This window comes from Neptuniibacter marinus (assembly GCF_965223595.1).
Taxonomy (GTDB): domain Bacteria; phylum Pseudomonadota; class Gammaproteobacteria; order Pseudomonadales; family Balneatricaceae; genus Neptuniibacter; species Neptuniibacter marinus.
In genome coordinates, this window is record NZ_OZ245004.1 from 1,594,636 (window position 1) to 1,617,920 (window position 23,285).

General features: G+C 43.3%; 20 protein-coding genes and 1 tRNA gene. 9 read left to right on the forward strand and 12 right to left on the reverse strand.

What is annotated here, in order from left to right; genetic code table 11:
- The first annotated feature begins 265 nt into the window (after positions 1-265).
- Both ACOQOE_RS07390 and ACOQOE_RS07395 read left to right on the forward strand, forming a co-directional pair.
- Complete coding sequence (locus ACOQOE_RS07390) at positions 266-1,102, forward strand: 23S rRNA (adenine(2030)-N(6))-methyltransferase RlmJ (RefSeq protein ID WP_420555344.1); 837 nt, start codon at positions 266-268, stop codon at positions 1,100-1,102.
- 39 nt (positions 1,103-1,141) lie between these two features.
- Positions 1,142-1,705: a hypothetical protein gene (locus tag ACOQOE_RS07395; RefSeq protein ID WP_420555345.1), complete on the forward strand. Its 564-nt coding sequence runs from the start codon at positions 1,142-1,144 to the stop codon at positions 1,703-1,705.
- 66 nt (positions 1,706-1,771) lie between these two features.
- Here the strand turns inward: ACOQOE_RS07395 and ACOQOE_RS07400 are convergent, their stop codons facing one another.
- From ACOQOE_RS07400 to ACOQOE_RS07415, 4 genes are all read right to left on the reverse strand, one after another.
- Positions 1,772-3,817 (reverse strand): methyl-accepting chemotaxis protein, encoded by a 2,046-nt coding sequence (locus tag ACOQOE_RS07400; RefSeq protein WP_420555346.1) that lies wholly within the window; start codon positions 3,815-3,817, stop codon positions 1,772-1,774.
- 416 nt (positions 3,818-4,233) lie between these two features.
- Positions 4,234-5,274 carry an IS481 family transposase gene (locus ACOQOE_RS07405; protein WP_420553798.1) on the reverse strand — a complete coding sequence of 347 codons (1,041 nt, stop codon included), beginning with the start codon at positions 5,272-5,274 and terminating at the stop codon, positions 4,234-4,236.
- 175 nt (positions 5,275-5,449) lie between these two features.
- Positions 5,450-5,674 (reverse strand): hypothetical protein, encoded by a 225-nt coding sequence (locus ACOQOE_RS07410; RefSeq protein WP_067864508.1) that lies wholly within the window; start codon positions 5,672-5,674, stop codon positions 5,450-5,452.
- A 14-nt stretch (positions 5,675-5,688) separates the two neighbouring features.
- A complete protein-coding gene (locus tag ACOQOE_RS07415; RefSeq protein WP_420555347.1) occupies positions 5,689-6,837 on the reverse strand; it encodes a Na/Pi symporter in 1,149 nt (382 codons plus the stop codon).
- Between the two features lie 556 nt (positions 6,838-7,393).
- Here ACOQOE_RS07415 and ACOQOE_RS07420 point away from each other — a divergent pair.
- A complete protein-coding gene (locus tag ACOQOE_RS07420) occupies positions 7,394-8,998 on the forward strand; it encodes an ABC-F family ATPase (RefSeq protein WP_420555348.1) in 1,605 nt (534 codons plus the stop codon).
- Positions 8,999-9,181: 183 nt separating this feature from the next.
- Here the strand turns inward: ACOQOE_RS07420 and ACOQOE_RS07425 are convergent, their stop codons facing one another.
- The 3 genes from ACOQOE_RS07425 to ACOQOE_RS07435 all read right to left on the reverse strand — a co-directional run bounded on the left by ACOQOE_RS07425 (position 9,182) and on the right by ACOQOE_RS07435 (position 12,280).
- The gene (locus tag ACOQOE_RS07425; RefSeq protein ID WP_420555349.1) at positions 9,182-9,529 is read right to left on the reverse strand and encodes a hypothetical protein; all 348 of its coding nucleotides are present in this window, start codon (positions 9,527-9,529) and stop codon (positions 9,182-9,184) included.
- 206 nt (positions 9,530-9,735) lie between these two features.
- A complete protein-coding gene (mgtE, locus tag ACOQOE_RS07430; RefSeq protein ID WP_420555350.1) occupies positions 9,736-11,166 on the reverse strand; it encodes a magnesium transporter in 1,431 nt (476 codons plus the stop codon).
- Positions 11,167-11,350: 184 nt separating this feature from the next.
- A complete protein-coding gene (locus ACOQOE_RS07435; RefSeq protein ID WP_420555351.1) occupies positions 11,351-12,280 on the reverse strand; it encodes a DUF808 domain-containing protein in 930 nt (309 codons plus the stop codon).
- Between the two features lie 153 nt (positions 12,281-12,433).
- Here ACOQOE_RS07435 and ACOQOE_RS07440 point away from each other — a divergent pair, with 153 nt between their 5' ends.
- Positions 12,434-12,772: a DUF2956 domain-containing protein gene (locus ACOQOE_RS07440; protein ID WP_420555352.1), complete on the forward strand. Its 339-nt coding sequence runs from the start codon at positions 12,434-12,436 to the stop codon at positions 12,770-12,772.
- An 11-nt stretch (positions 12,773-12,783) separates the two neighbouring features.
- Here ACOQOE_RS07440 and ACOQOE_RS07445 read toward each other — a convergent pair whose 3' ends face one another.
- The 5 genes from ACOQOE_RS07445 to dusA all read right to left on the reverse strand — a co-directional run bounded on the left by ACOQOE_RS07445 (position 12,784) and on the right by dusA (position 19,796).
- Complete coding sequence (locus ACOQOE_RS07445) at positions 12,784-14,499, reverse strand: HAD family hydrolase (protein ID WP_231867947.1); 1,716 nt, start codon at positions 14,497-14,499, stop codon at positions 12,784-12,786.
- A 122-nt stretch (positions 14,500-14,621) separates the two neighbouring features.
- Complete coding sequence (locus tag ACOQOE_RS07450) at positions 14,622-15,617, reverse strand: IS110 family transposase (RefSeq protein WP_420553827.1); 996 nt, start codon at positions 15,615-15,617, stop codon at positions 14,622-14,624.
- Positions 15,618-15,956: 339 nt separating this feature from the next.
- Positions 15,957-16,952, reverse strand: a complete 996-nt coding sequence (locus tag ACOQOE_RS07455) for an IS110 family transposase (RefSeq protein WP_067870027.1) — start codon at positions 16,950-16,952, stop codon at positions 15,957-15,959.
- 889 nt (positions 16,953-17,841) lie between these two features.
- Positions 17,842-18,792, reverse strand: a complete 951-nt coding sequence (gene tal / locus ACOQOE_RS07460; RefSeq protein ID WP_420555353.1) for a transaldolase — start codon at positions 18,790-18,792, stop codon at positions 17,842-17,844.
- A 20-nt stretch (positions 18,793-18,812) separates the two neighbouring features.
- The gene (dusA, locus tag ACOQOE_RS07465) at positions 18,813-19,796 is read right to left on the reverse strand and encodes a tRNA dihydrouridine(20/20a) synthase DusA (RefSeq protein WP_303416668.1); all 984 of its coding nucleotides are present in this window, start codon (positions 19,794-19,796) and stop codon (positions 18,813-18,815) included.
- Positions 19,797-19,979: 183 nt separating this feature from the next.
- Between dusA and ACOQOE_RS07470 the strand changes: the two genes are divergently transcribed.
- The 5 genes from ACOQOE_RS07470 to ACOQOE_RS07490 all read left to right on the forward strand — a co-directional run bounded on the left by ACOQOE_RS07470 (position 19,980) and on the right by ACOQOE_RS07490 (position 23,256).
- Complete coding sequence (locus ACOQOE_RS07470; RefSeq protein ID WP_067866797.1) at positions 19,980-20,369, forward strand: diacylglycerol kinase; 390 nt, start codon at positions 19,980-19,982, stop codon at positions 20,367-20,369.
- 132 nt (positions 20,370-20,501) lie between these two features.
- Positions 20,502-22,004 carry a glutamate--tRNA ligase gene (gltX, locus tag ACOQOE_RS07475; RefSeq protein ID WP_420555354.1) on the forward strand — a complete coding sequence of 501 codons (1,503 nt, stop codon included), beginning with the start codon at positions 20,502-20,504 and terminating at the stop codon, positions 22,002-22,004.
- A gap of 197 nt (positions 22,005-22,201) precedes the next feature.
- A tRNA-Ala gene (locus ACOQOE_RS07480) sits at positions 22,202-22,277 on the forward strand.
- A 287-nt stretch (positions 22,278-22,564) separates the two neighbouring features.
- Positions 22,565-22,948: a type II toxin-antitoxin system RelE/ParE family toxin gene (locus ACOQOE_RS07485; protein ID WP_420555355.1), complete on the forward strand. Its 384-nt coding sequence runs from the start codon at positions 22,565-22,567 to the stop codon at positions 22,946-22,948.
- 5 nt (positions 22,949-22,953) lie between these two features.
- Positions 22,954-23,256 carry a helix-turn-helix domain-containing protein gene (locus tag ACOQOE_RS07490; protein WP_420555356.1) on the forward strand — a complete coding sequence of 101 codons (303 nt, stop codon included), beginning with the start codon at positions 22,954-22,956 and terminating at the stop codon, positions 23,254-23,256.
- The last annotated feature ends 29 nt before the right edge of the window (positions 23,257-23,285 follow it).

The window sequence follows — 23,285 nt, forward strand, 5'->3', positions numbered from 1 at the left end:
CGTCGTGCAGTGAGTAGTTTAGGCTTTCAATCCATACGTTCTGTATTTTTATTGTTTCACACTGAAAAAATGTGGCTTCTGGAGTGCGGTCGTTAAAATGGCTTTCTTACTGAAGTGATGGGAACAGTGCATAGGGCTTTGTGTGTACTTTAATGACTTATTGTTTTTATATTGCGATAAACCGTTTTGTGTTTTCTGCTTTCCAAGTAAAATAGTGCTATTCAGCAGTGACTCTTCTCTGCTTATCATCTAAAGAGATATTCCTTTGCTAAGTTATAGACACTCCTTTCATGCAGGTAACTTTGCCGACATTCTCAAGCATATTGTTGCGGTTGAGGTGTTAGAACATCTGACTAAAAAAGATAAACCCTTTGAATATATTGATACCCATTCTGGGGCAGGGCTTTTTAACTTTAAATCGGCACATGCCCGTAAATTAGAGGAGCATGTGAATGGTATCGGTAAACTGAAGCAAGTGGATTATCCAGAACTTGCGAGCTATTTTAAGGTGATTAAATCTTATAACGAAGCGGGCAAGAGTAATCTTTATCCAGGTTCGCCCTTGTTAGCGAAATACTTTTTACGACCACAAGATCGTGCTTGGCTGTTTGAGTTACATCCAGAAGATTTCCAATATCTCTGTCTGAATACCAGTCGACAGCGAAAGATTAAGGTGACCTGTAGTGACGGCTTAAAAGGGATGGATGCACTTATGCCGCCTGCAAGTCGTCGAGGCTTTATTTTAATTGATCCATCCTATGAGGTTAAAACTGAATATGATGAGGTGGTTAAAGCTATAGTAAAGGCACATAAAAAGTTTGCTACAGGAACTTATGCTCTCTGGTATCCGGTGGTTGATCGGGCAACGATTAATAAGATGAAGAACAAGTTTATCCGCAGTGGGATTAAAAATATCCAGTGCTTTGAGCTAGGTGTTTCACCTGATTCGGATGAGCATGGCATGACCTCATCGGGCATGATTGTAGTGAATCCACCTTGGGGACTCTTTGATAAAATGACCAAGTTATTACCGAAGTTAGCGCGGACTTTAGGTGAAACGGACGAGCTGATTTTCCAGTGTGATCAGTTAGTCGAAGAGTAGCTTGAGCAAGTTCGATCTTATTTATATAAGGAAACGGTTTTGTCTGTATCAGATGCCTGCTCTAGAACTGACCCTGCGCTGAAAAGTCAGTTTGATGCGTTGACCTCAGAGTTACAAGCTCACCTTGATCATGGGGCCAAGCTAATTGATTGTCCCCAATGTGGTTATCATGCAGCGGTCGAAGAACAAGGCTTTGCGCCCATCTATTTTAGTCACTGTCTGCTGTGTCGAACACGGGTGCGTTTTGTACGTATGCTTTGTCAGTGTGGCACTATGAGTGCCTATGATGGAGCTAAGTATCAGCACTGTCTTAGTTGTTCACATACTTTTACTTATACTGAGGTAGTGAAACAGAATGAGCCGAAAGTGTATGGAGAGGAGCTTGCTAAACATTATAAAGGTGCACAGGCTGTGTGCCATATCTGTTGTAAAAGCCATGACACGGTGTTTGAGTTTGATGAACAGTGGTTATGTTTAGGCTGTTTAGAGGAGCATCGTCCTCCCGGTCGCTGTGAAACATGTGAAACGGTACAGACCGGTGATCTTGAAGATAGCTTTGAGAAAGGCTGTATGCTGTGCGCTGGCCGTATAACTTGGGATTAAAGCGCTATAGGGTTCAGAGCAACCTACAGTCCTTTAGGCGTGTAGGTTGCTGATTTCAGTAATTGATTAGGTTTTAAACAGATTCACAACACGCCGTAGTTCTTTACCCGCGTTATCTAATTCGTAGATCGCATTGGCCATCTGTTGACTTGATTGAGCGGTTTCCATAGCGATGTTACTAATATTTTCAACGTTGCGACTGATATCTTCACTCACGGCAGTTTGCTCTTCAGCGGCCGATGCAATCTGCATACTCGAATCTGAAATATTGGTAACGGAGGCGGTAATAGCGGTCAGTGCTTCCCCAGCTTGAGAGGTCATATCCACACTGCACTTAACTTTATCGTTGCTTAGCTCCATTCGCTCTACAGCATTGCGGGTGTTGCCTTGCAGACGCTCGATCATCTCTCTGATCTCGGTAGTGGAGTTGGCGGTTTGCTGGGCAAGGTTACGCACTTCATCAGCAACAACAGAGAAACCTCGTCCAGCATCTCCTGCTCGTGCTGCTTCAATCGCCGCATTTAGGGCCAGTAAATTGGTTTGTTCGGCTATATTTTGAATCACATCCATCACTGTACCGATTGCGTTACTGTTAGACTCAACTTGCTCAATCATGCCGGTAAGTTCATTCACCTCGCTAGAGATGCTTTCGATTGAGCTAACGACCTGTTGTACTAACTGGTCACCATTTTTAGCTTCGTTATTGGCTAGCTGTGTTTGTTGGGCAGCAGAGGCTGCATTACTTGCGACCTCTTCAGAGGTGGAAGTCATTTCAGATATAGCGGAGGCGACCATCTCTGTTTCTTGTTGCTGGCGATCTAAATCCCCATTTAAACGGGTGATACCACCTGACACTGTATTTAAGTGTGTCGTTATTGTCAGCATAGTGTTGTTTAATTGCCGAGTAACATTACGTAAACCAGCAACGGTAGCTTTGGCGCTGCGGCTGAGTAAGTGGATCTCATTTTGACTATTTTCGGAACCCATATCTGTACTGATAACAGTGGTTAGATCCCCTTTACCAATCGCCTGCATGTAATTGCATATTTGAGCGATAGGTTGAAGACGAGTACGTAAGGTAATAAGTAGAAGTAGGGTGATCACAATGGCGCTTATAACCGAGATAACGGTCATTTCTATCAGTAAACTGTCTTTAGCTTGAGTTAACTCGGCGGTGTCACTTTGAACAACCATGCCCCAATTCCACTGTGTGTTTTGTGTAAAAGCGACCAATTGATTGTGTACTGTTCCATCAGGGGCTTTTACTGAGAACTGTCGTGTACCACTTGGGTGATTTTTTATGATCTCTAGCAGTTCACTACCATGTTCAGAGATCTCAGATATTTTGTTTACTTTATTGTTCGGATGTAAAACTAGCTCACCAAAGTGTTCGCCTTCTTCTAGATTAACAATGTAAACGTAACCTTTTTTACCAATATTAAGTTGAGTAATCGATTCTTTAAGAGCGTCTAAATGTGAGGTGTAATCTAAACCGACATAAAAAAGACCCACTACGTCGCCATTCTCATTTTTAAAGGGGACATACTTCGTCATGTAGTGACGGCCGAAAATATATGCAGGGCCTATATATTCATCGCCGCTAATAAGTTGTTTATATCCTGGGTGAGTCTTATCGAGCATAGTGCCTATAGCGCGTTTTCCATCAGCCGTACGAAGAGAGGTGCTCACTCTCAGAAATTCATCACCGACACGCATGAATATAGTCGCAGTAGCACCGGTCAGTTCGCTAAATTGGTCAGCTTTGCTGAAGTCGTTGCTAATAACCTCTCCATTATTTACCAATAGAGGCACTTCGTATTGACCTACATAGTCTTTAAGAAAGTCATCTGTAGTGATTTTACCGGGGAACATACTGATAAAAGCTGAGCCAAGTTCAGCGGTTTGTTGGCGCAAGGTTTCATTAAAAAAATCAATATTATGAGAGAGGTGATTCACCTGCTGCTCGACTGATCGCTCAACGGTTTCCATGAAAGCATTATCAACTTCACGGTTTATAAATACGTTTAATGTTGTAAATATAACTACAACGATGACTAGCATTATGTAGGTAAGCTGTTTAACTATAGAGGAATCACGGAAAAATGAGGGCATTTTAAAGACAACCTAAAGTGATGAACTTTTTTTATGATATACCGAAACTACTGAACTAGATTATGAAAAGCAATATTAAAATCAGTAAAATCATATAGTTGATACTTAAGTTCTGCTTATTTGACCTAAAAGAATAAATATTGATAAGTTTCTGTAGGTTCGGTCTAGTGAAGTTTGCTAATTCGAGATGAGTTAAACTCTTGTGAAAGTCTCGTCAAAGGAAGGCTTTTGGTGCGGCTGTACCTCGATATTTAAGATAATAAACCTTGGTAGGTTGCACACTAGAAAAATACGCGAAGACTTTAGAAAAATACGCGAGGGCTTAGGTTGGTGGCGGGCTAAGCTTATTATTTTTTAGGTGTAGTAGCTCAGACTTGATCTGACAGTTACCCGTTTTTTATCTGGTGTCTGTCAGTTTAGATCTGGGCTAAATTCTTCTCGGCCCAGACCCGTTTACCATCAAGCAACGTTTCCATTGGCGTTCTACCGCAACATACCTTGCCCTGATGAGTTCGTTCATTGTTGTAGTATTCCATCCAGCCGTCCAGATCTTTTTGTAGTTCCTCAAGTGATTCGTAGAGCTTTTTACGGAAAGTTACTTGATAGAACTCATTCAAGATCGTTTTATGAAAGCGTTCACATATACCATTTGTTTGTGGGGACATCGCTTTAGTTTTGGTGTGATCAATATCGTTTATAGCAAGATAAAGCTGGTAATCATGCTGATCGACCCGACCACAGTATTCAGTTCCTCGGTCTGTAAGAATACGCAGCATAGGAAGCTCCTGTTCTTCAAAGAACGGTAATACCTTATCGTTGAGTGTATCTGCAGCAGTAATCGGTGTTTTAGTGGTATAGAGCTTACAGAAAGCGATTTTGCTGTAAGTATCCACAAAGGTCTGTTGGTATATACGGCCAACGCCTTTCAGGTTACCTACGTAAAAGGTGTCCTGAGACCCCAGATAACCTGGGTGTATCGTCTCAATTTCACCGCATGCTTCATCATCAGATTTCTTTTTCTCAAGCGCTGCAACCTGAGCATCGCTCAGGATGATGCCGTCGTTAGCAACTTTATCTTCTAAAGCTTTCAGTCTCTTTTTAAAGTTCTCAAGATTATGTCGAACCCAAATTGAACGGACGCCACTACCTGATACAAAGACACCCGACTTACGTAGTTCATTACTGGTACGGTGCTGACCATGAGCGGGTTGTTCAATGGCATAAGCAACGACAGCTTGTTCTGTTGCTTCATCCACTCTGTTCTTGGGATTCGGTGCTCTACGGCTTTTGTTGATCAGGCTATCGATACCACCTTCTTCAACAAGTTCCTGATAACGATAAAACGTATCTCGTGATACGCCCATGACTTTGCATGCTTTGGACACATTCCCAAGCTCTTCTGCCAAATTCAGCAAGCCAGCTTTGTGTTTAATGATTGGATTGTTAGTATGGATCATGAGAGTTACCTTTTGTTTTGATTTAAGATTCGACACCTTTATCAAAACGGGTAACTCTCTCTTTTTCAAGATGATGTGTCAGATCTAGTCTGAGCTAATTCATTTTAGGGATGTAAAACAAAAAAAAACCAATTCCCATCTCGGAAATTGGTTTTTTATTATTCTTTCTTTGTATTTATTTATTCTTTTTGGATTCTTCAAGAAGATAAGCAAAAAAATTCTTAATGCTGTTCAAATTGAACTCCGCACTGCTCATGTGATGCTCTAAATCTTTGATCTCATGCTCTTGTTTTAGATGTTCACGACGAATCACTTCTTGCTTTAACTCTTGTAGTGTTAGCTGTGTTTCATCGATTAATTTGTTTAGTCTCTCAGTGGACAATATTTGTAAATTGCTCATAGGATTCCCCTTAATTAAAGTTGGCTGCTAATGCCCAAACAAAGGGCTGGGGCGACAAAGAACACGCCTAAAATATAACCTAGAGCGGCAAGTTTATTTTCAGCCGCTATTCCACCTAATGCATCTGCACATTTAACCGGTATGTTTCTCAGTAGTGGTAGGCCATAAATTAGCACGACACCTAGAATATTATAAACAAGATGAATAAAGGCGATTTGTAATGCCGCTTGTGCGTTACCTGTCACAGCGGTGGCTGCAAGTACGGCTGTCACACAAGTACCAATATTTGCGCCCAACGTGAATGGATAGATGTCCTTCAGTTTGAATGCGCCAGAGCCTGCAAGTGGCACCATTAAGGATGTGGTTGTAGACGATGATTGGACAAAAATAGTGACTAAAGTACCTGATGCAATACCCGATAAAGGTCCACGACCAATCGCTGTGTGCATAATATTTTTAGCTTTGCCTACCATCAGTTTTTTCAACAACTTACCGACCATGGTAATGGCAATAAAGATGAGACCAATACCAATTAATATCAACGCAATACCGCCAAGTTGATCGCCGAAAGAATGGGTTACATCTTTGACTGTATTGACGACTGGGGCCGTTGCTGTTTTTATAAAGTTAAAGCTCTTAATCGATGAGTCACCAGAACCGTAAAATAGGCTTGATAACCAACTGCCTATTTTCTCTAAAAGACCAAAGGCGATTTCCAATGGTAAGAAAATCATTACAGACAGTAAATTAAAGAAGTCGTGTACGGTTGCGGCTGAAAAAGCGCGCTTGAATTCCTCTTTCGCACGGACGTGACCAAGGGAGACGATCGTGTTCGTGATAGATGTACCTACGTTGGCTCCCATAATCATAGGAACCGCAAGCTCTACAGGAAGACCGCCAGCCACAAGCCCCACAATAATGGAGGAGACGGTAGACGATGACTGAATTAAGGCTGTGGCTATAATGCCAACGACAAGCCCTGCAAAAGGGTTACTAGCGAAAGAAAATAATTCACTCGCATGACCGGCTGAAGCCATTTTAAATCCACTACCAATCATGCCAACAGCACAGATCAATAAATAGACTAAAAAGCTAACCATTATCCATTGAAGATAGTTGTGATACTCGCTTTGCTTGGGAAGTACCGCTTGATTGTTTTCCATGTGGGGTTCTACCTAATAGTTGAGATGCACATGGATAGTAGCTCTGGATCTTTGCAAAAATATGACTAACGATAAGTTAAGAGGAACGCTTTCCAAAAAAATGGCGCGAGATGAAAGGGGCGTGTTTATAGATATTGAGCTGTTGCCTAAAGGGAAGTAAAGCGCGATGAGTGCAGATTGAGTAAAACTTGTCTATGGAGACCTAGGGTTAATCTAGCGGTTTGTAGTACTGTATTGGCTACATACGGTATCCCTACACTAATGCCCCAGTCATCTAACGCTTTATAACGCCGATAAAAGATATAGGCGATTCAGTGAATTTATCATTCATGTTTCTTTAACTTAAAACGTCACAGCGTGATTCTATTTTCCCAAATATGACAGAATCAACCTTTAATAAAAGGGGAGGCCGTTAGCTGTTTTTATATGCGTAATTGTGTGTTTCTTGTACGATTCACCTCGACATTTCAAGCATAAATCGTTATAGTGCGCCTCCCATATTTAGGCCTTTTGTAGGGGCCTGTGTTCTTTTTTTTATCTCTTAGGTACCTCTCTTTTGATTTCTACCGCAAACATCACCATGCAGTTTGGCTCTAAGCCTTTGTTCGAAAACATTTCAGCCAAATTTGGTAATGGCAATCGCTATGGCCTAATCGGTGCGAACGGCTGCGGAAAATCAACATTTATGAAAATCCTAAGTGGGGAGCTGGTGCCAACATCCGGTAATGTATCCATTACACCGGGTTATACCGTGGGTATCTTAAGTCAAGATCAGTTCGCTTTTGAAGAGTACAGTGTTATTGATGCTGTAATTATGGGTGATGCGCCGCTATGGAAGGTTAAACAAGAGCGTGATCGTATCTATTCTTTGCCTGAGATGTCTGAAGAAGATGGTATGAAGGTCGCCCATCTTGAAGGTGAGTTTGCTGAAATGGATGGTTATACCGCTGAGAGTCGTGCGGGTGAAATCCTTCTTTCTGCGGGTATAGCAGAAGAGTTGCACTGGGGCCTAATGAGCCAAGTTGCTCCCGGTTGGAAACTGCGTGTTCTTTTGGCGCAGGCGTTATTCGCGAATCCTGATATTTTGTTATTAGATGAGCCGACCAACAACTTGGATATTCATACGATTACCTGGCTTGAAGAAGTATTAAATCAGCGTAAATGTACAATGATTATCATCTCTCATGACCGTCATTTCTTGAATTCAGTTTGCACTCATATGGCAGATATTGATTATGGTGAGCTGCGTATCTTTCCTGGTAACTACGAGGATTTTGTTGCAGCGTCTACGCTTATTCGTGAACAGCTTCATGCAGACAATGCAAAGAAAGCGGCTGAAATAGATGATCTTCAGCAGTTTGTAAATCGCTTCTCTGCCAATGCATCTAAAGCTAAACAGGCAACATCCCGTGCTAAGCGGATGGAGAAAATAAAACTAGATGAAGTTAAACCATCTAGTCGTGTAGCACCTTATATTACGATGAAGCAGCACCAAAAACTGCATCGCCAAGCGCTGGTTATCGAAGATCTCTCTCATGGATTTGATGGTGAAGTCTTATTTTCTGGCGGCCATATGATTCTTGAAGCTGGCGCGAAGTTAGCCGTTATAGGCGAGAACGGTGTGGGTAAAACCACATTCTTACGTTGCTTGCTTAACGAACTCAACGTGAACCATGGCGAAATAAAATGGGCAGAAAATGCAGAAATTGGTTACTGCCCACAAGACAGTAGCGATGAGTTTGATAATGATCTGACCTTGTTTGAGTGGATGTCGCAATGGCGGACACCTAAACATGATGATTTAGCGGTACGTGGTATGTTGGGGCGTTTGCTCTTCACTGCAGATGATGCCAACAAAAAAGCAAAGGTATGTTCAGGTGGTGAGAAAAACCGTCTATTGTTTGGCAAACTGATGATGTCAGATACAAACGTTTTGATCTTAGATGAGCCAACCAACCATTTAGATATGGAATCTATCGAAGCGTTGAATAATGGCTTAGCCAATTACGATGGTACGATCATCTTTGTTAGCCATGACCGTGAATTTGTATCTTCACTTGCTACCCGTATTATTGAAATTAAAGATCATAAAGTCATCGACTTCCAAGGTACTTATGATGAGTATCTAACGGATCAAGAGAAAGCTAGTAAGGTGGCTTAGTCACAACGACTAGGGGCATTGTTGAAGGAGGTCATTAGATTGCCTCCTTATTAAAATAAAGCTGAACAGCTGTTTTTGACGATAGTGGGACCGCTTATTTAAGGTTGATTCTATCTATTCACAGGGTTCAGTTTTTTTATGCGCTATTTTTACCAGAGATGAGATCTCTCAGTTTTATCAGCGTTAATTTATAAACTGATCCCTTGCTTCTCTGCATTTATCGGGTGTCATATCTAAGTCAACGGTAGGAAGTTTATCGGTTACGCGCCGACCTTCTGGATTAATACGTCTTGAATAGATAAGTTCCATGCTGGGTGAGCTGGATTTATAAGCTCGTCTACGACGATCCGTTGTCGATTTTCGTCGCTCAGTGTTTTGATATTTTTTAGCTTGGTATTCAACTAACCATTCACTTGCATGCAGTAAGGTTGGTAGGTTAGGGCTGACTTGGCCGCTGTGAGGGCAAGCCCAGTAATAGATGAATTTAAAATCATCTAAATCTTTAATGAGTTTTAAGGATGCGCTAGACATAACGTTCTACATTCCTTGTAGAGAAAAGGTTATCAATAACAGCTAAATATTGAGTTATCAGAATATGCCCAATCATACGGTTAATTAGCGATGGCAAATATAAGAAAAAGTCTTAATTTACCCTTAGCTCTGTAGGACGTTTGTTTTATTAGCTAAGTCTATTTATTCGCTCGGAAAGGGGGCTTGGCCGAAAAGGTGCGAAGGGTTTATAAAATCACAGCGGCCAGTCCTAAGAATATTAAAAAGCCTAATGTATCGGTGGTACCGGTGATGATAACGCTGCTACCTAAGGCGGGATCTTGTCCAAGACGTTTTAATGCAATGGGGATCGCTACTCCGATAAGGGAGGCAAACAACATAGTGCTTAACATAGCGAGCATCATGACTAAAGAAAGGTAAATATTGCTATAGAGAAGATAGGTAATAAAAGCGGTAATGCAACCCCATATAAGGCCATTCATAAGGGAGATGGAAAGCTCTTTTCTTAGTAGTTGTAGCGTGTTGCTTGCGTTTAGTTGTTTTGTAGCTAAACCTCGTATGACTAACGCAACGACTTGATTCCCTGCATTACCACCAATATTAGCGGTGATCGGCAGTAGTGCCGCCAGTGCGACGACTTGGGTAATTACAGTTTCAAACTGATCAATAATACGTGAAGCAATAAAGACAATTAAAAGATTCAGGGCGATCCAAGGCCAGCGGTTTTTTGCGGACTTTGATATAGGATCAAATAGGTTTTCCTCTTTATTCAAACCCGCATTAAGGAGTAGTTTTTTATGGGCCTGCTCCGCTATTAAATCCATCAATGCGGTTACACGTAGAACACCCACTAACTTATTATGGGCGTTGACAACCGGTGCCACAGTTAACTCGTAGCGTTCAAAGCTCCTAGCAGCCTCTTCGGCAGAGCTATTAGTGTGAAACGTAATGGGCTTATCGTCGAGCACATCCGCTATAGGTAGGTCGCCACTATGGGTTAATAGATCCTCTAATGCGAGGGTTCCTTTTAGATGCCCATAATCATCCACGACCATAATCTGGCCTGAGTTATCAGGCAAAGACCCTTGGCGTCGGAAAAACCTTAGTACGACATCGAGTGATATATCATCACGTACAACGGGTATATCAAACTCCATCCAAGCGCCAACGCACTCTTCAGGAAAACTCATCGCTGAGCGGACACGATCACGCTCTTCCCTGGGTAGAGAGAAGAGTAAATCGGGAGCGATCTCCTTCGGGAGTTCTTGCACCAAGTCGGCGATCTCATCACTTTCTAGATGCTGGGCTGCGGCGGTTAGAATCCGAGCATCTGAGTGGTTAATGAGCTCATGCTTTACTGAATCAGACAGCTCAAGCAGCACCGCACCTGCTTTCTCTTCATCAATTAAATGCCAGATCAAAGGGCGCTGTTCTGGTGGAATAGATTCAAGGAGTAGAGCGGTATCTGCAGGGTGTAACCGATTAATGAGCTGGCCAAGCTCGGTTAAGTGCTGTCTATGGGTCAGAGATTCCACAAGAGAATGTTTAGGCTGTTTATTTTGGCTATGTAGCCAAGCTTCAATTACCTCTTTGCGATTGATAAGTAACTGAATACGTTGAATCGATTGTGATAAATGTTGTGTGTGGAAATCAGACAACAGCTTGCTCCAGCTAGAGATATTTAACCATTATATTTACACACTATATTTACAAATTGTTACAGGCGATAGATGCTTATTACGGTGGTATATCGGAGAGCGACAAACTGGTTGTATTGGGGTTCGTTACGCGCCTTAATTATTGCATGAAGCAATAAAAAAGGTTTATCCGATTCTAAAAAGTCTATTCCGCCGCTTGCTTAACGGGAAGAACCGCTTTTATCGCTTGAATAATTAAAAGGACAATTCCTCCAGCAATTACACCACTTAATGCCTCTAGTAGCGTGGAGACAATGACCATGAATATAGCGCCGGAACCGTCCGTTACCTGCTCAATAAAATGATGCAAGAAAGGTAAACCATGAACAAGTATTCCACCACCCACCATAAACATGGCGATCGTGCCGATAATTGAAAGCGCTTTCATCAGTTTTGGCGCAGCGGATAAGATTCCTCGACCTAAGGCTTTCTGAAAGGGACTGCTATCAGGATTACGAATAAGATATAGCCCTATATCATCTAATCGAACAATGCCTGCCACTATGCCATATACACCTACGGTAATAATAAAAGAAAGACCAATTAATACTGAGAGTTGGGTGAGCAGTGCAGCGCCCGCCACTGTGCCTAAAGTAATAACGATTATCTCTGCGGATAAGATAAAATCAGTTCTAATAGCGCCTTTTATTTTCTGTTTCTCAAATTCAACAATATCTACATCTTTATTTTCAATCGCCGATTTAAGTTCTTTATGATGGGCTTCTTTTGATTCTTTCGAGTGGAATAGGGCGTGGAATACTTTCTCAAACCCTTCAAAGCATAAAAACAATCCGCCAAGCATTAATAGGGGCGTAATAAGCCATGGAATAAAGTAACTAATGGCTAGAGCAGCAGGCACAAGAATCATTTTATTCAGCAAAGAGCCTTTAGCAACCGCCCAAATCACCGGTAGCTCTCTATCAGCTTTAACACCGGAGACTTGCTCAGCATTTAGGGCTAAATCATCACCTAATACGCCTGCGGTTTTACGTGCGGCGACCTTGGTCATACTCGCTACGTCATCCAGCAGGGTTGCAATATCATCAATTAGCGCGAAAAAGCTGGAGCCAGCCATGTTATATATCCTTGATAAACTGTTGATTTAGGAGCGAGTAGTATAACGAGTTTATATGAATATGCTCTGACTCGTCGTTGATCAGGTTTAGAGGCGAGCCTGTTATTCAATCTTACTTACAGTGATAATAGATGCCAAATCTTAGGAGCATGTATGGCGAAGAAATTAAAGGTATCGGATGAAGTGGTTGCTGAAGCGATGCAAGTGGCGAAGGCGACACAAAAACCGGGGCAGACGAAAGAGCAAACCAAGTTGATTGCCCAAGGTATTCAAAAAGGGATTGAGGAGTATAAAAAACGCAATAAGGAAAAAGCGCGCGCTTTAGATAAACAGAAACGTAAGTTGAATGAAAAAGCGAGCAGCCTGACTGCGCAGCAAGCGGACGATAGCGCTCTTACACCAGACGTTATCTATCGTCAAAGCAAACTCCCTTGGGCGCTTTTACTCCTGAGTTGGGTGGCGTTTATTGCGTATATTTATCTGGTGGCATAGCCAACGACTCATTAGTTTCTTGGTCTGTTTTTTCGACATGAGAGCACTAAAGCCCAAAATTCAGAGAAGTCATTTACAACGACATCAGGTTTGTAGGGGTAACGTTCAGTACCGGGGAAAATCTTATTTAACCAAGGTAGATCCCATTGGGCACCGTTAAAAAACACACTAGTAATCCCCGCTGATTTGGCGGCAATCACGTCAGTGGTGCTGTCGCCTACATACCAAATGTCGGCGCCGAGGGGGATATTTAAGTTCTCGGCTGCTTTTAGTATTTGGTCGGTGTGGGGTTTACGCTCAACCGTATCATCGCCACAGATCTCGGTATCAAATAGATGGGCCCAACCGCCATCGACGGTGTTGAGTTCATGGACAAAAAATTCACGATCTCTATTGGTGATAACACCAACAATAAGGCCTAATTTACGCAACCCTTCGAGCATGTTTTTTACTTTAGCTTCAAAGGGAAGGGCGGTTCCATAGTATTTACGGTAATGCTCTGTGAAGCCCTTGTGAGCTAAGGTTTTTGCCACATGGTTATCAGCAAAGAGAATCTCAAAAATATCAGTACGGGATATTTTACGGTCGATCTTTATTTTCGGGTGAAGGCTTAAATTATCACGGACATATTCGACGAGGCGTTGATCATCAGGGGATTTGCACTTAGCGGTATCAACAAGGTGCTCTAATAACCCCAGCTCTTTTAACTCTTTCAACATATCATCTACGGCGTGGTACATCGCATCTAAGGTATCCACCAGTGTGGCATGCCAATCAAAGAGGATCACTTTAGGGTAGGTCAGTTTTGCAACCGCAGGGTGCCAGTCAGGTTCTTTGTGTTCCGCTTTAGGTTGGCGGGGCGGTAATCGAGCAGGGCGTTCAGAAAGTAGCACTGGAGATAGCTCGGTTTTCTTACTAGCTAACACTAGATCGAGTAGTTCATCAAAATCATCAATAATAATATCGGGATCGTAGCGATGGTGGGCGTGCTCGGCAAAAACCTGCTCAAACCAATGGGGTGCCCAGAGTGCGCCGTTATAGAAAATACGAGTGACGCCGGCTTTAGTCGCGGTCATCATATCGGTGACGCTATCCCCTACATACCATAAGTGCTCATCAGCCTTTAAATTAAGCTGTTTTGCGGCTTGTAGCATAGCATCCGGCGCAGGCTTGTAGCGCTGCATCTCATCGCCGCATAAGGTTACATCGAAGAGATCTTGCCAGCGGCCATCTTCAACCATTTCCAGTTCAGGGTCGAGAAATTCACGACTACGGTTGGTAACGACCCCAATTTTTATCCCAAGTTTTTTAAGATAGATGAGATATTCGTACATTCCATCTTGGAACGGTTTTACGCTGCCATAGTGATGACGGTAGCAATCGTTATAGGCTTTGTGAGCGATCTGGTTGGCTTCATCATTATCACCAAATATGGCATCGAAAACGTCTGTTCTAGAGATGCGCTGTTCAGCTAATACACGGGGATGGAGATGACGATAGATTCGTATATAACGGATCAGCTTTTCATCATCTTCTGTTTTGGCATCTTCTTCAGGAAGGAGGTGACGTACTAAGTCCAACTCATCAAGTTGAGCTAGCATCTCTTCAATAGCTTGATACATCGCTTGGTGAGTATCAACTAGCGTACCGTGCCAGTCGAATAACATCAGTTTCGGGCAGGGGAGTAGAACGCTGTTTTCAATAGGGGCCTGTGTTGTATTCGGCACACCGGATCTCCTTATACATCATGAACCATACAAGGATTAGTATAGACAGGAATTGGCGAATTTTTTCATAACCCTTCGGCCAAAGGTTGGCCTCCCACAGACAAACACCTGTAGATACTCTGTTAATGCTCAAGCTTTTTTTCACTGAAATTGAATAATTTATCAGAATCAAAAGCTTCGCATTGACGGTAAACAGTCCATAATCCCGTTACGTACTTACGCATGATAGCTACAATTGCCTGCATCTTTGTTTTTCCCCGAGAAACTAGCTGCTCTCTAAATTCATGAACATTATCATCGTAACGAGACGCTGACAGTGCAGGCATATAGAGTGCCGATCTTAAGTATGCGTTCCCTGCTTTACTTATTCGTGCAGCACCTCGAACACTGGTTCCCGATTGATGAGTTCTTATATCCAGGCCGCAGTAACGGGTAACCTGCTTAGCTTTCATGTTTTTTGGCAGTACAACAAATTCTGCAAGAATGGCGATAGCGCTGCTTTGACCGACCCCTTTGGCCGCAATCATGCATTCAAAGACAAGAGCCAATTTCTCATCTTTTTGAATGATGTTGAGCGCCGCTATAGATAGGCGGTCAATGCGGCTCTCATAAAAAGAAACACTCTCTTCCAAGTCTTCAATCAGAATAGCGGGACTGTTTTTGGACTGAAGCGCATGCAGTCGATTCTTCGCTTTTACCTTATCTTTTGTTATACGGTTAATCTGGCGTCCAATATCTTTGAGCGCCATATACTCTGATTTTGGTGGGGCCCAAGGTTCTGGTTTCATAACCGCCGCATATTCTGCTAACAAGGCCGCATCAGCTGCGTCGGTTTTGGTTTGTGATAATTTCAACTCAGCAAAGCGCTTGCTACTCAGCGGATTAATCACAGCAACAGTGATACCTGCACTTACAAGATGGACAGCTAAATCTAAGTGATAGATTCCTGTTGCTTCCATCACAACAAGTATTACCTTGTTTTTCTTTAAAATTTTAGCAGCGCGCTCGAAGTCATCAGGGTGTTGCTTGAAAGCTTGTGCTTTACCAATAGAGTTTCCACTTTTAATGACTAGATCGAATGATCTTGCACTGATATCAATACCGGAAAACGTACTCACAAGCTGACTCCATAACGTTGAATTGCTAGAATGGCTTCTGGTTCCCCAACCTCGCACTTTATACTGGCTCAACCTTGTGATGCGAAGTCTAGTACTAGCTTCATGATACTCTTCGAACTAGTAAAGAGGTGGGGAGCCCCTCTACATACAAAGTCAGAATTAACCTGCTTCAAGGAGCGGGCGGCTTCCCCAGAAACGATTACCAATGATAAATAATCGTTGAGGTTAAACATACAAGGAGCTCACCCTGTGAGCGAAGTATTACGCATCTACATCACAGAACCCAAACCCTTCGGCCAAAGGTTGGCCTCCTACAAACAAATACCTGTAGATACTCTGTTAATGCTCAAGCTTTTTTTCACTGAAATTGAATAATTTATCAGAATCAAAAGCTTCGCATTGACGGTAAACAGTCCATAATCCCGTTACGTACTTACGCATGATAGCTACAATTGCCTGCATCTTTGTTTTTCCCCGAGAAATTAGCTGCTCTCTAAATTCATGAACATTATCATCGTAACGAGACGCTGACAGTGCAGGCATATAGAGTGCCGATCTTAAGTATGCGTTCCCTGCTTTACTTATTCGTGCAGCACCTCGAACACTGGTTCCCGATTGATGAGTTCTTATATCCAGGCCGCAGTAACGGGTAACCTGCTTAGCTTTCATGTTTTTTGGCAGTACAACAAATTCTGCAAGAATGGCGATAGCGCTGCTTTGACCGACCCCTTTGGCCGCAATCATGCATTCAAAGACAAGAGCCAATTTCTCATCTTTTTGAATGATGTTGAGCGCCGCTATAGATAGGCGGTCAATGCGGCTCTCATAAAAAGAAACACTCTCTTCCAAGTCTTCAATCAGAATAGCGGGACTGTTTTTGGACTGAAGCGCATGCAGTCGATTCTTCGCTTTTACCTTATCTTTTGTTATACGGTTAATCTGGCGTCCAATATCTTTGAGCGCCATATACTCTGATTTTGGTGGGGCCCAAGGTTCTGGTTTCATAACCGCCGCATATTCTGCTAACAAGGCCGCATCAGCTGCGTCGGTTTTGGTTTGTGATAATTTCAACTCAGCAAAGCGCTTGCTACTCAGCGGATTAATCACAGCAACAGTGATACCTGCACTTACAAGATGGACAGCTAAATCTAAGTGATAGATTCCTGTTGCTTCCATCACAACAAGTATTACCTTGTTTTTCTTTAAAATTTTAGCAGCGCGCTCGAAGTCATCAGGGTGTTGCTTGAAAGCTTGTGCTTTACCAATAGAGTTTCCACTTTTAATGACTAGATCGAATGATCTTGCACTGATATCAATACCGGAAAACGTACTCACAAGCTGACTCCATAACGTTGAATTGCTAGAATGGCTTCTGGTTCCCCAACCTCGCACTTTATACTGGCTCAACCTTGTGATGCGAAGTCTAGTACTAGCTTCATGATACTCTTCGAACTAGTAAAGAGGTGGGGAGCCCCTCTACATACAAAGTCAGAATTAACCTGCTTCAAGGAGCGGGCGGCTTCCCCAGAAACGATTACCAATGATAAATAATCGTTGAGGTTAAACATACAAGGAGCTCACCCTGTGAGCGAATGAATTACGCTTCAAGCCATAGAATCCAAACCCTTCGGCCAAAGGTTGGCCTCCTACAAACAAATACCTGTAGGAGCTCACCCTGTGAGCGAATGAATTACGCTCCAAACCACAGAATCCAAATCCTTCGGCCAAAGGTTGGCCTCCTACAAACAAACACCTTTAGGAGCTCACCCTGTGAGCGAAGTATTACGCATCTACATCACAGAACCCAAACCCTTCGGCCAAAGGTTGGCCTCCTACAGACAAGCACCTGTAGGAGCTCACCCTGTGAGCGAATGAATTACGCTCCAAGCCACAGAATCCAAATCCTTCGGCCAAAGGTTGGCCTCCTACAAACAAACACCTTTAGGAGCTCACCCTGTGAGCGAATGAATTACGCTCCAAACCATAAATTCAAAACCTTTCGGCTACCAAGGCACTTCCTACAAACGAAGCTTTTGGTGTAGACGCTAAACTTTATGCTCGGAACGAATGCCAGAGCGAATAGGCCAGAGCCGATAAATATGCAAAACGTCCATGAAAAACAACAGGGAAAATAAAACGTTATAAAAAAGGCTAACCTTCAGAAAAAGGTTAGCCTCTTAATGTTCACCGCCGGTTAGAGACGATGGGAGATAGTGCGTAGTGTTTAGATCTTTGCCAGCAGTTGTTCTAGCTTAACTTGGTCGGCGGCAAAGCTGCGAATACCTTGGGCTAGCTTTTCTGTGGCCATTGGGTCTTCATTCATCATCCAACGAAACTCAGCTTCACTTAGGGATAACTTACCCTGCTCAGACGTTGCATTTGCGGCTGAGAGTTTAGTGGGCAGTGCTGCATTGTTATCTTCTAGCTCTTGCATTAGCGCTGGAGCAATGGTTAAACGGTCACAACCGGCGAGTTCTTGGATCTCACCAATATTACGGAAGCTCGCGCCCATCACAATAGTGTTGTAGCCATTGGCTTTGTAGTAGTTGTAGATATTGGTAACGGATAGAACGCCGGGGTCATTTGCACCGCTAAAATCACCCTCTTCATTGGCTTTATACCAATCAAGAATACGGCCTACAAAAGGGGAGATAAGGAAAACACCCGCATCCGCACAAGCCGCAGCTTGGGCAAAACTAAACAACAAGGTTAAGTTACAGTTGATACCTTCCTGCTCTAGCTGACGCGCCGCTTGGATACCTTCCCAAGTTGAGGCGATCTTAATCAGAATGCGCTCTTTACCTATGCCTGCTTCAGCGTAAAGGCTGATCAGTTTACGTGCACGCTCAAGGGTTGCTTCTGTATTAAAAGACAAACGTGCATCAACTTCGGTAGAGATACGGCCGGGAATGATATTAAGAATCTCACGACCAATTTCAACCGCTAAGCGGTCAGTCATATTGTCCAGCTGTTCCTGCTCAGAACCGCCTTTACCTGTTGCCCACTCCTTAGCGGTAACAAGCAGTGATTTATACTGCGGTAACTCGGCTGCTTTTAGCATAAGAGAGGGGTTGGTCGTTGCGTCCACCGGCGTAAAACGAGCAATGGCTTCAATATCGCCTGTATCGGCTACGACGGTCGTGATCTGTTTAAGTTGTTCTAACTGCGTTGTCATAATATCTAATAATCCGTTTTCTAATCGGGTACACGTTCCAGTGCTGCTAAGAGTACCTCAATTGAGGCTCCAGGTTTATGGGCATTTTCGCTAATAAAGCGTCGGAACTGTTTACCGCCCCGTTGAGCATGAAAAAGCCCCAACATGTGGCGCACTATATGGTTTAAGCTGACACCTTGTTCTAATTGGCCCTCAATATAAGGGATCATAGCTAACGCAGCTTCTTTGCGGCCAATGATTGGCGCAGTGCTGCCATAAAAAGCTTGATCGACCTCTGCTAATAAATAAGGGTTTTGATAAGCTTCGCGCCCTAACATTACACCATCAACATGTTGCAGATGTGTGTGACATTGCTCAATGGTTTTAATCCCACCATTAATATGGACTTCAAGCTCTGGACATTCTTGTTTAATGCGATAGACCCAGTCGTATTTTAACGGTGGCACATCGCGGTTCTCTTTTGGGCTCAGTCCCTGCAAAATCGCTTTTCGAGCGTGGATAATAAAGACTTTACAGCCTGATTGACGGACAACGTCGACAAACTCTTTTAGCTCATCATAGCTGTCCATATCATCAATCCCTAAACGATGTTTTATCGTAACAGGAATATCGACAGCCGCTTGCATCTGTTCAAGACAATCAGATACCCGTTGTGGGTGCTCCATTAGGCAGGCACCGATCATATTGTTTTGCACACGATCACTTGGGCAGCCCACATTAAGGTTCACTTCATTGTAACCATAATCCTCAGCCATCTTGCTACACTGCGCCAGTTCTGCGGCATTACTGCCACCGAGCTGAAGTGCGACCGGCTGTTCCTCTTTGTTGTAACGAAGAAAACGGTCGGCTTCTGCATGAATAAGTGCGCCGGTCGTCACCATCTCTGTATAGAGGACCGCTTCTTTACTGAGTAAGCGATGGAAATAACGACAGTGTTTGTCTGTCCAATCCATCATGGGTGCAACCGTGAAACGACGGTTTAGCGTATCTTTAGCTATGGTCATTAATGTGTAGGGCTTATCGTATTAAGTGGGTGCATTAAAAGTGATGTTAGATCTCGGACGAGATTATATACTGTCTGATTTTTTTGCGCTGCATAAAGCTTGATAATGGTTGGGTATCTTTAGGGTAAATGTTAGCCTAAGGCCTTAATCGGAGCATCGTCTATTTAAAGGTTTTAAAGCGATATGGCTGAGAAAGAAAACGGGTTTACAACAAAAAATACAGGGTTTAAACGCTTTTATTATGCGTCTATATACTCCTGGCAAGGGCTCAAAGCCGCGTACGCACAAGAGCCTGCTTTTCGTTATGAAACTTGGGCAAGCGCTGTTTTAATCCCTTTATCTTTTGTAGTTGCAGAGACGCCAATACAGTTAGCAGCCTTAATTTGTACCTGCTTGTTGGTACTGGCATTTGAGCTAGTCAATACCGCTATTGAGGCTGTTGTTGATCGTGCCGGAACAGAGTTTCATGCCTTGGCCGGCTTAGCAAAAGATTTAGGGTCTGCTGTTGTGATGGTTGCACTCGGGATGGGGGCGTTGATCTGGTGGGCCATTCTATGGACTAATTATTCATAGTTTGCCACATATTGAACATTTTTCTTGTCAAGATAGCGTACTGATACATTTCTTAGTGGCTCATAATGGGCCGCTAAGTATATAATTCCCTCCCATAAAATTTCTTTAAATTTATCGACTCCAAGGACACCAATGACGACTGTTCGTACTCGTGTTGCACCTTCTCCAACAGGTGACCCCCATGTAGGCACCGCCTATATTGCGCTGTTTAACTTAGCTTTTGCCCGTCAGCATGGCGGTCAGTTCATCTTGCGTATTGAAGATACCGATCAAACGCGTAGCACGGATGAGTCAGAACAGAAGATTCTTGATTCTCTACGCTGGTTAGGTTTGGAGTGGGATGAAGGTCCCGATGTAGGTGGCCCACACGGCCCTTATCGTCAAAGCGAGCGTAAAGACAGTTATGCAAAATATGCGATGCAGCTGGTTGATGAAGGCAAAGCCTTTCTCTGCTACCGCACCGGTGAAGAGCTAGATGAATTACGTACCGCACGTCGTGCTGCGGGTGGCCATACGGCGCTAAAACAGAGCGACCTTGCACTACCTGAAGAGGAAGTGGCAAAGCGTAAAGCCGCAGGTGCACCTTATGTTGTGCGTATGTGTGTACCTGAAGGCGAAGGTGTGTGTGTTGTTGAGGATATGCTACGTGGCCCGATTGAGCTTGAATGGGGCATGGTCGATGCGCAGATCCTACTTAAATCCGATGGGATGCCAACCTATCATTTAGCTAACGTGGTTGATGATCACCTGATGGAGATCACCCATGTTATCCGTGGTGAAGAGTGGATCAACTCAGCACCTAAACATCAGCTGCTTTACCAATATTTTGGTTGGGATATGCCTAAGCTTTGTCATATGCCATTGCTGCGTAACCCTGATAAGTCAAAACTATCTAAACGTAAAAACCCAACCAGTATTCTGTATTACCAACGTATGGGCTTTTTGCCAGAAGCCTTGCTGAACTATTTAGCACGTATGGGTTGGTCAATGCCGGATGAAAGCGAGAAATTTACGCGTCAGGCGATGTTTGATAATTTTGATATTCAACGAGTATCTTTAGGCGGCCCAATCTTTGACCAGACCAAACTGAGCTGGTTAAACGGCCTATGGTTACGTGAAGATCTAACTACCGAGCAATTTGCTGCCAAATATCAGGAGTGGGCACTCAACCCTGAATACCTGATGCAGATCGTTCCTTTGATTCAACAGCGGGTTGAAACACTGTCTGACGTTGCGCCTTTAGCGAGTTTCTTCCTAGCGGGCATGTTAGATATTAGCGAAGGGGATTTTGAACATAAGTCCCTCGAAAAAGACGATATCCGCCGTATGCTGCAATATGCAGTTTGGCTATTAGATACTGAAAGCCGGTGGGATAAAGACCGTCTATTCAGCCAACTAAAACAGTTGGCCGATGCAATGGGCTTTAAGATCCGTGACTTCCTATTCCCGCTATTTATAGCGATTGCAGGTACAAACCAAACCGTATCGGTAATGGACTCTATGGCAATTCTAGGCCCAGATATGACCCGCGCCCGTCTACGCCATGCGGTGAACGTACTGGGTGGTCCCTCTAAGAAAGAAGCCAAGCGTTGGGAAAAAGAGTACCGAGACCTAAGCAGCCAGATCGAAGGCTAAACAGGTTTTGCAGAGATAAAGGCCGGCGCCTACAAGCAGCTAGGTTGTAGGCGGCTAGCCTTTACGTCGCCAGGGGTGTCTGGCCGAAAGCTCTGAATAAAGCCGTCTCAGGTAAGGTATTGAACTAATTGAATTTCACCCCTTCAATTTGCTTGACAGGCTAAACACCCCTCATTACTATAACGCCCACTCAATATGGGGCCTTAGCTCAGCTGGGAGAGCGGTTCGCTGGCAGCGAACAGGTCAGGAGTTCGATCCTCCTAGGCTCCACCATATTCTTCATTTCCAAAACGTTTAAAGCATCTTATATCGTCCAGAAGTCAGTTAAGACGTACATCTCTTTTCCTCACTCTAATGACGCCAAGCATAAAGTTACCTCGTGCGCGAATACTCTTCTTTTTAGGCCTTAGCTTTTATTAGGGATAACCTCCTAAACTCCACCCTTCAGGGCACCTTCCCATTGGCGCAGGAAGTATTTAATTATGTTGGTTCTATGCTATTTATTAGTATACTAGTAAGTGGTATAGTTTAGGTGTTTCATGCATGGAAGGAAGATTTGAGTGACACGGATTTTTTTAACGAAAAAATTTGGCAAATGGTCTAATGATGTTGGTTTGGTTGATGAGAAAATCGTAAGAGCCATCACAGAAATAGAACAAGGGCTCATCGATGCCGACTTAGGTGGCTCCACTTTTAAAAAGCGTATTGGCATTAACGGTCAGGGTAAGAGTGGAAGTCTGCGCACAATTATAGGGTTTAAAAAAGGCGAGAGAGCTTTTTTTCTTTATGGTTTTCCTAAAGGTGAAAAAGATAATATTACTAGGCAAGAAAAAGCTGCCTTAAAGGAAATGGCCAAAATATATTTTGAGCTGAATGCCCAAAAGCTGAAAGCGGCTTTAGAGTCCGGCGCATTAATTGAAATAAAAAAGAATATTAAGGAATAACAGTCATGAGTGATATTCTTAACGCTATACACGAAGATGTGACTGCTCTGCATGAATGTGGAGCTGTTAATGAGATTACTATGCGCAATTTTGATGCGTTATGTTTGACACCTGTCCCAACCTACACGCCAGAACGAATCAAAGAGGTCAGGGAGAAAAATCATGTTAGCCAGTCTGTACTGGCGGCTTATCTGTGCGTTACAGTCAAAGCTGTGCAGCGGTGGGAACAAGGCTCCTCAAAACCATCTGGCGCTACGGCTAAATTGCTTGCTATCGCAGAAAAAAAAGGACTGCAAGCCATTGCTTAATGACCTTTTTAGAAGTGGTCAATAATTTA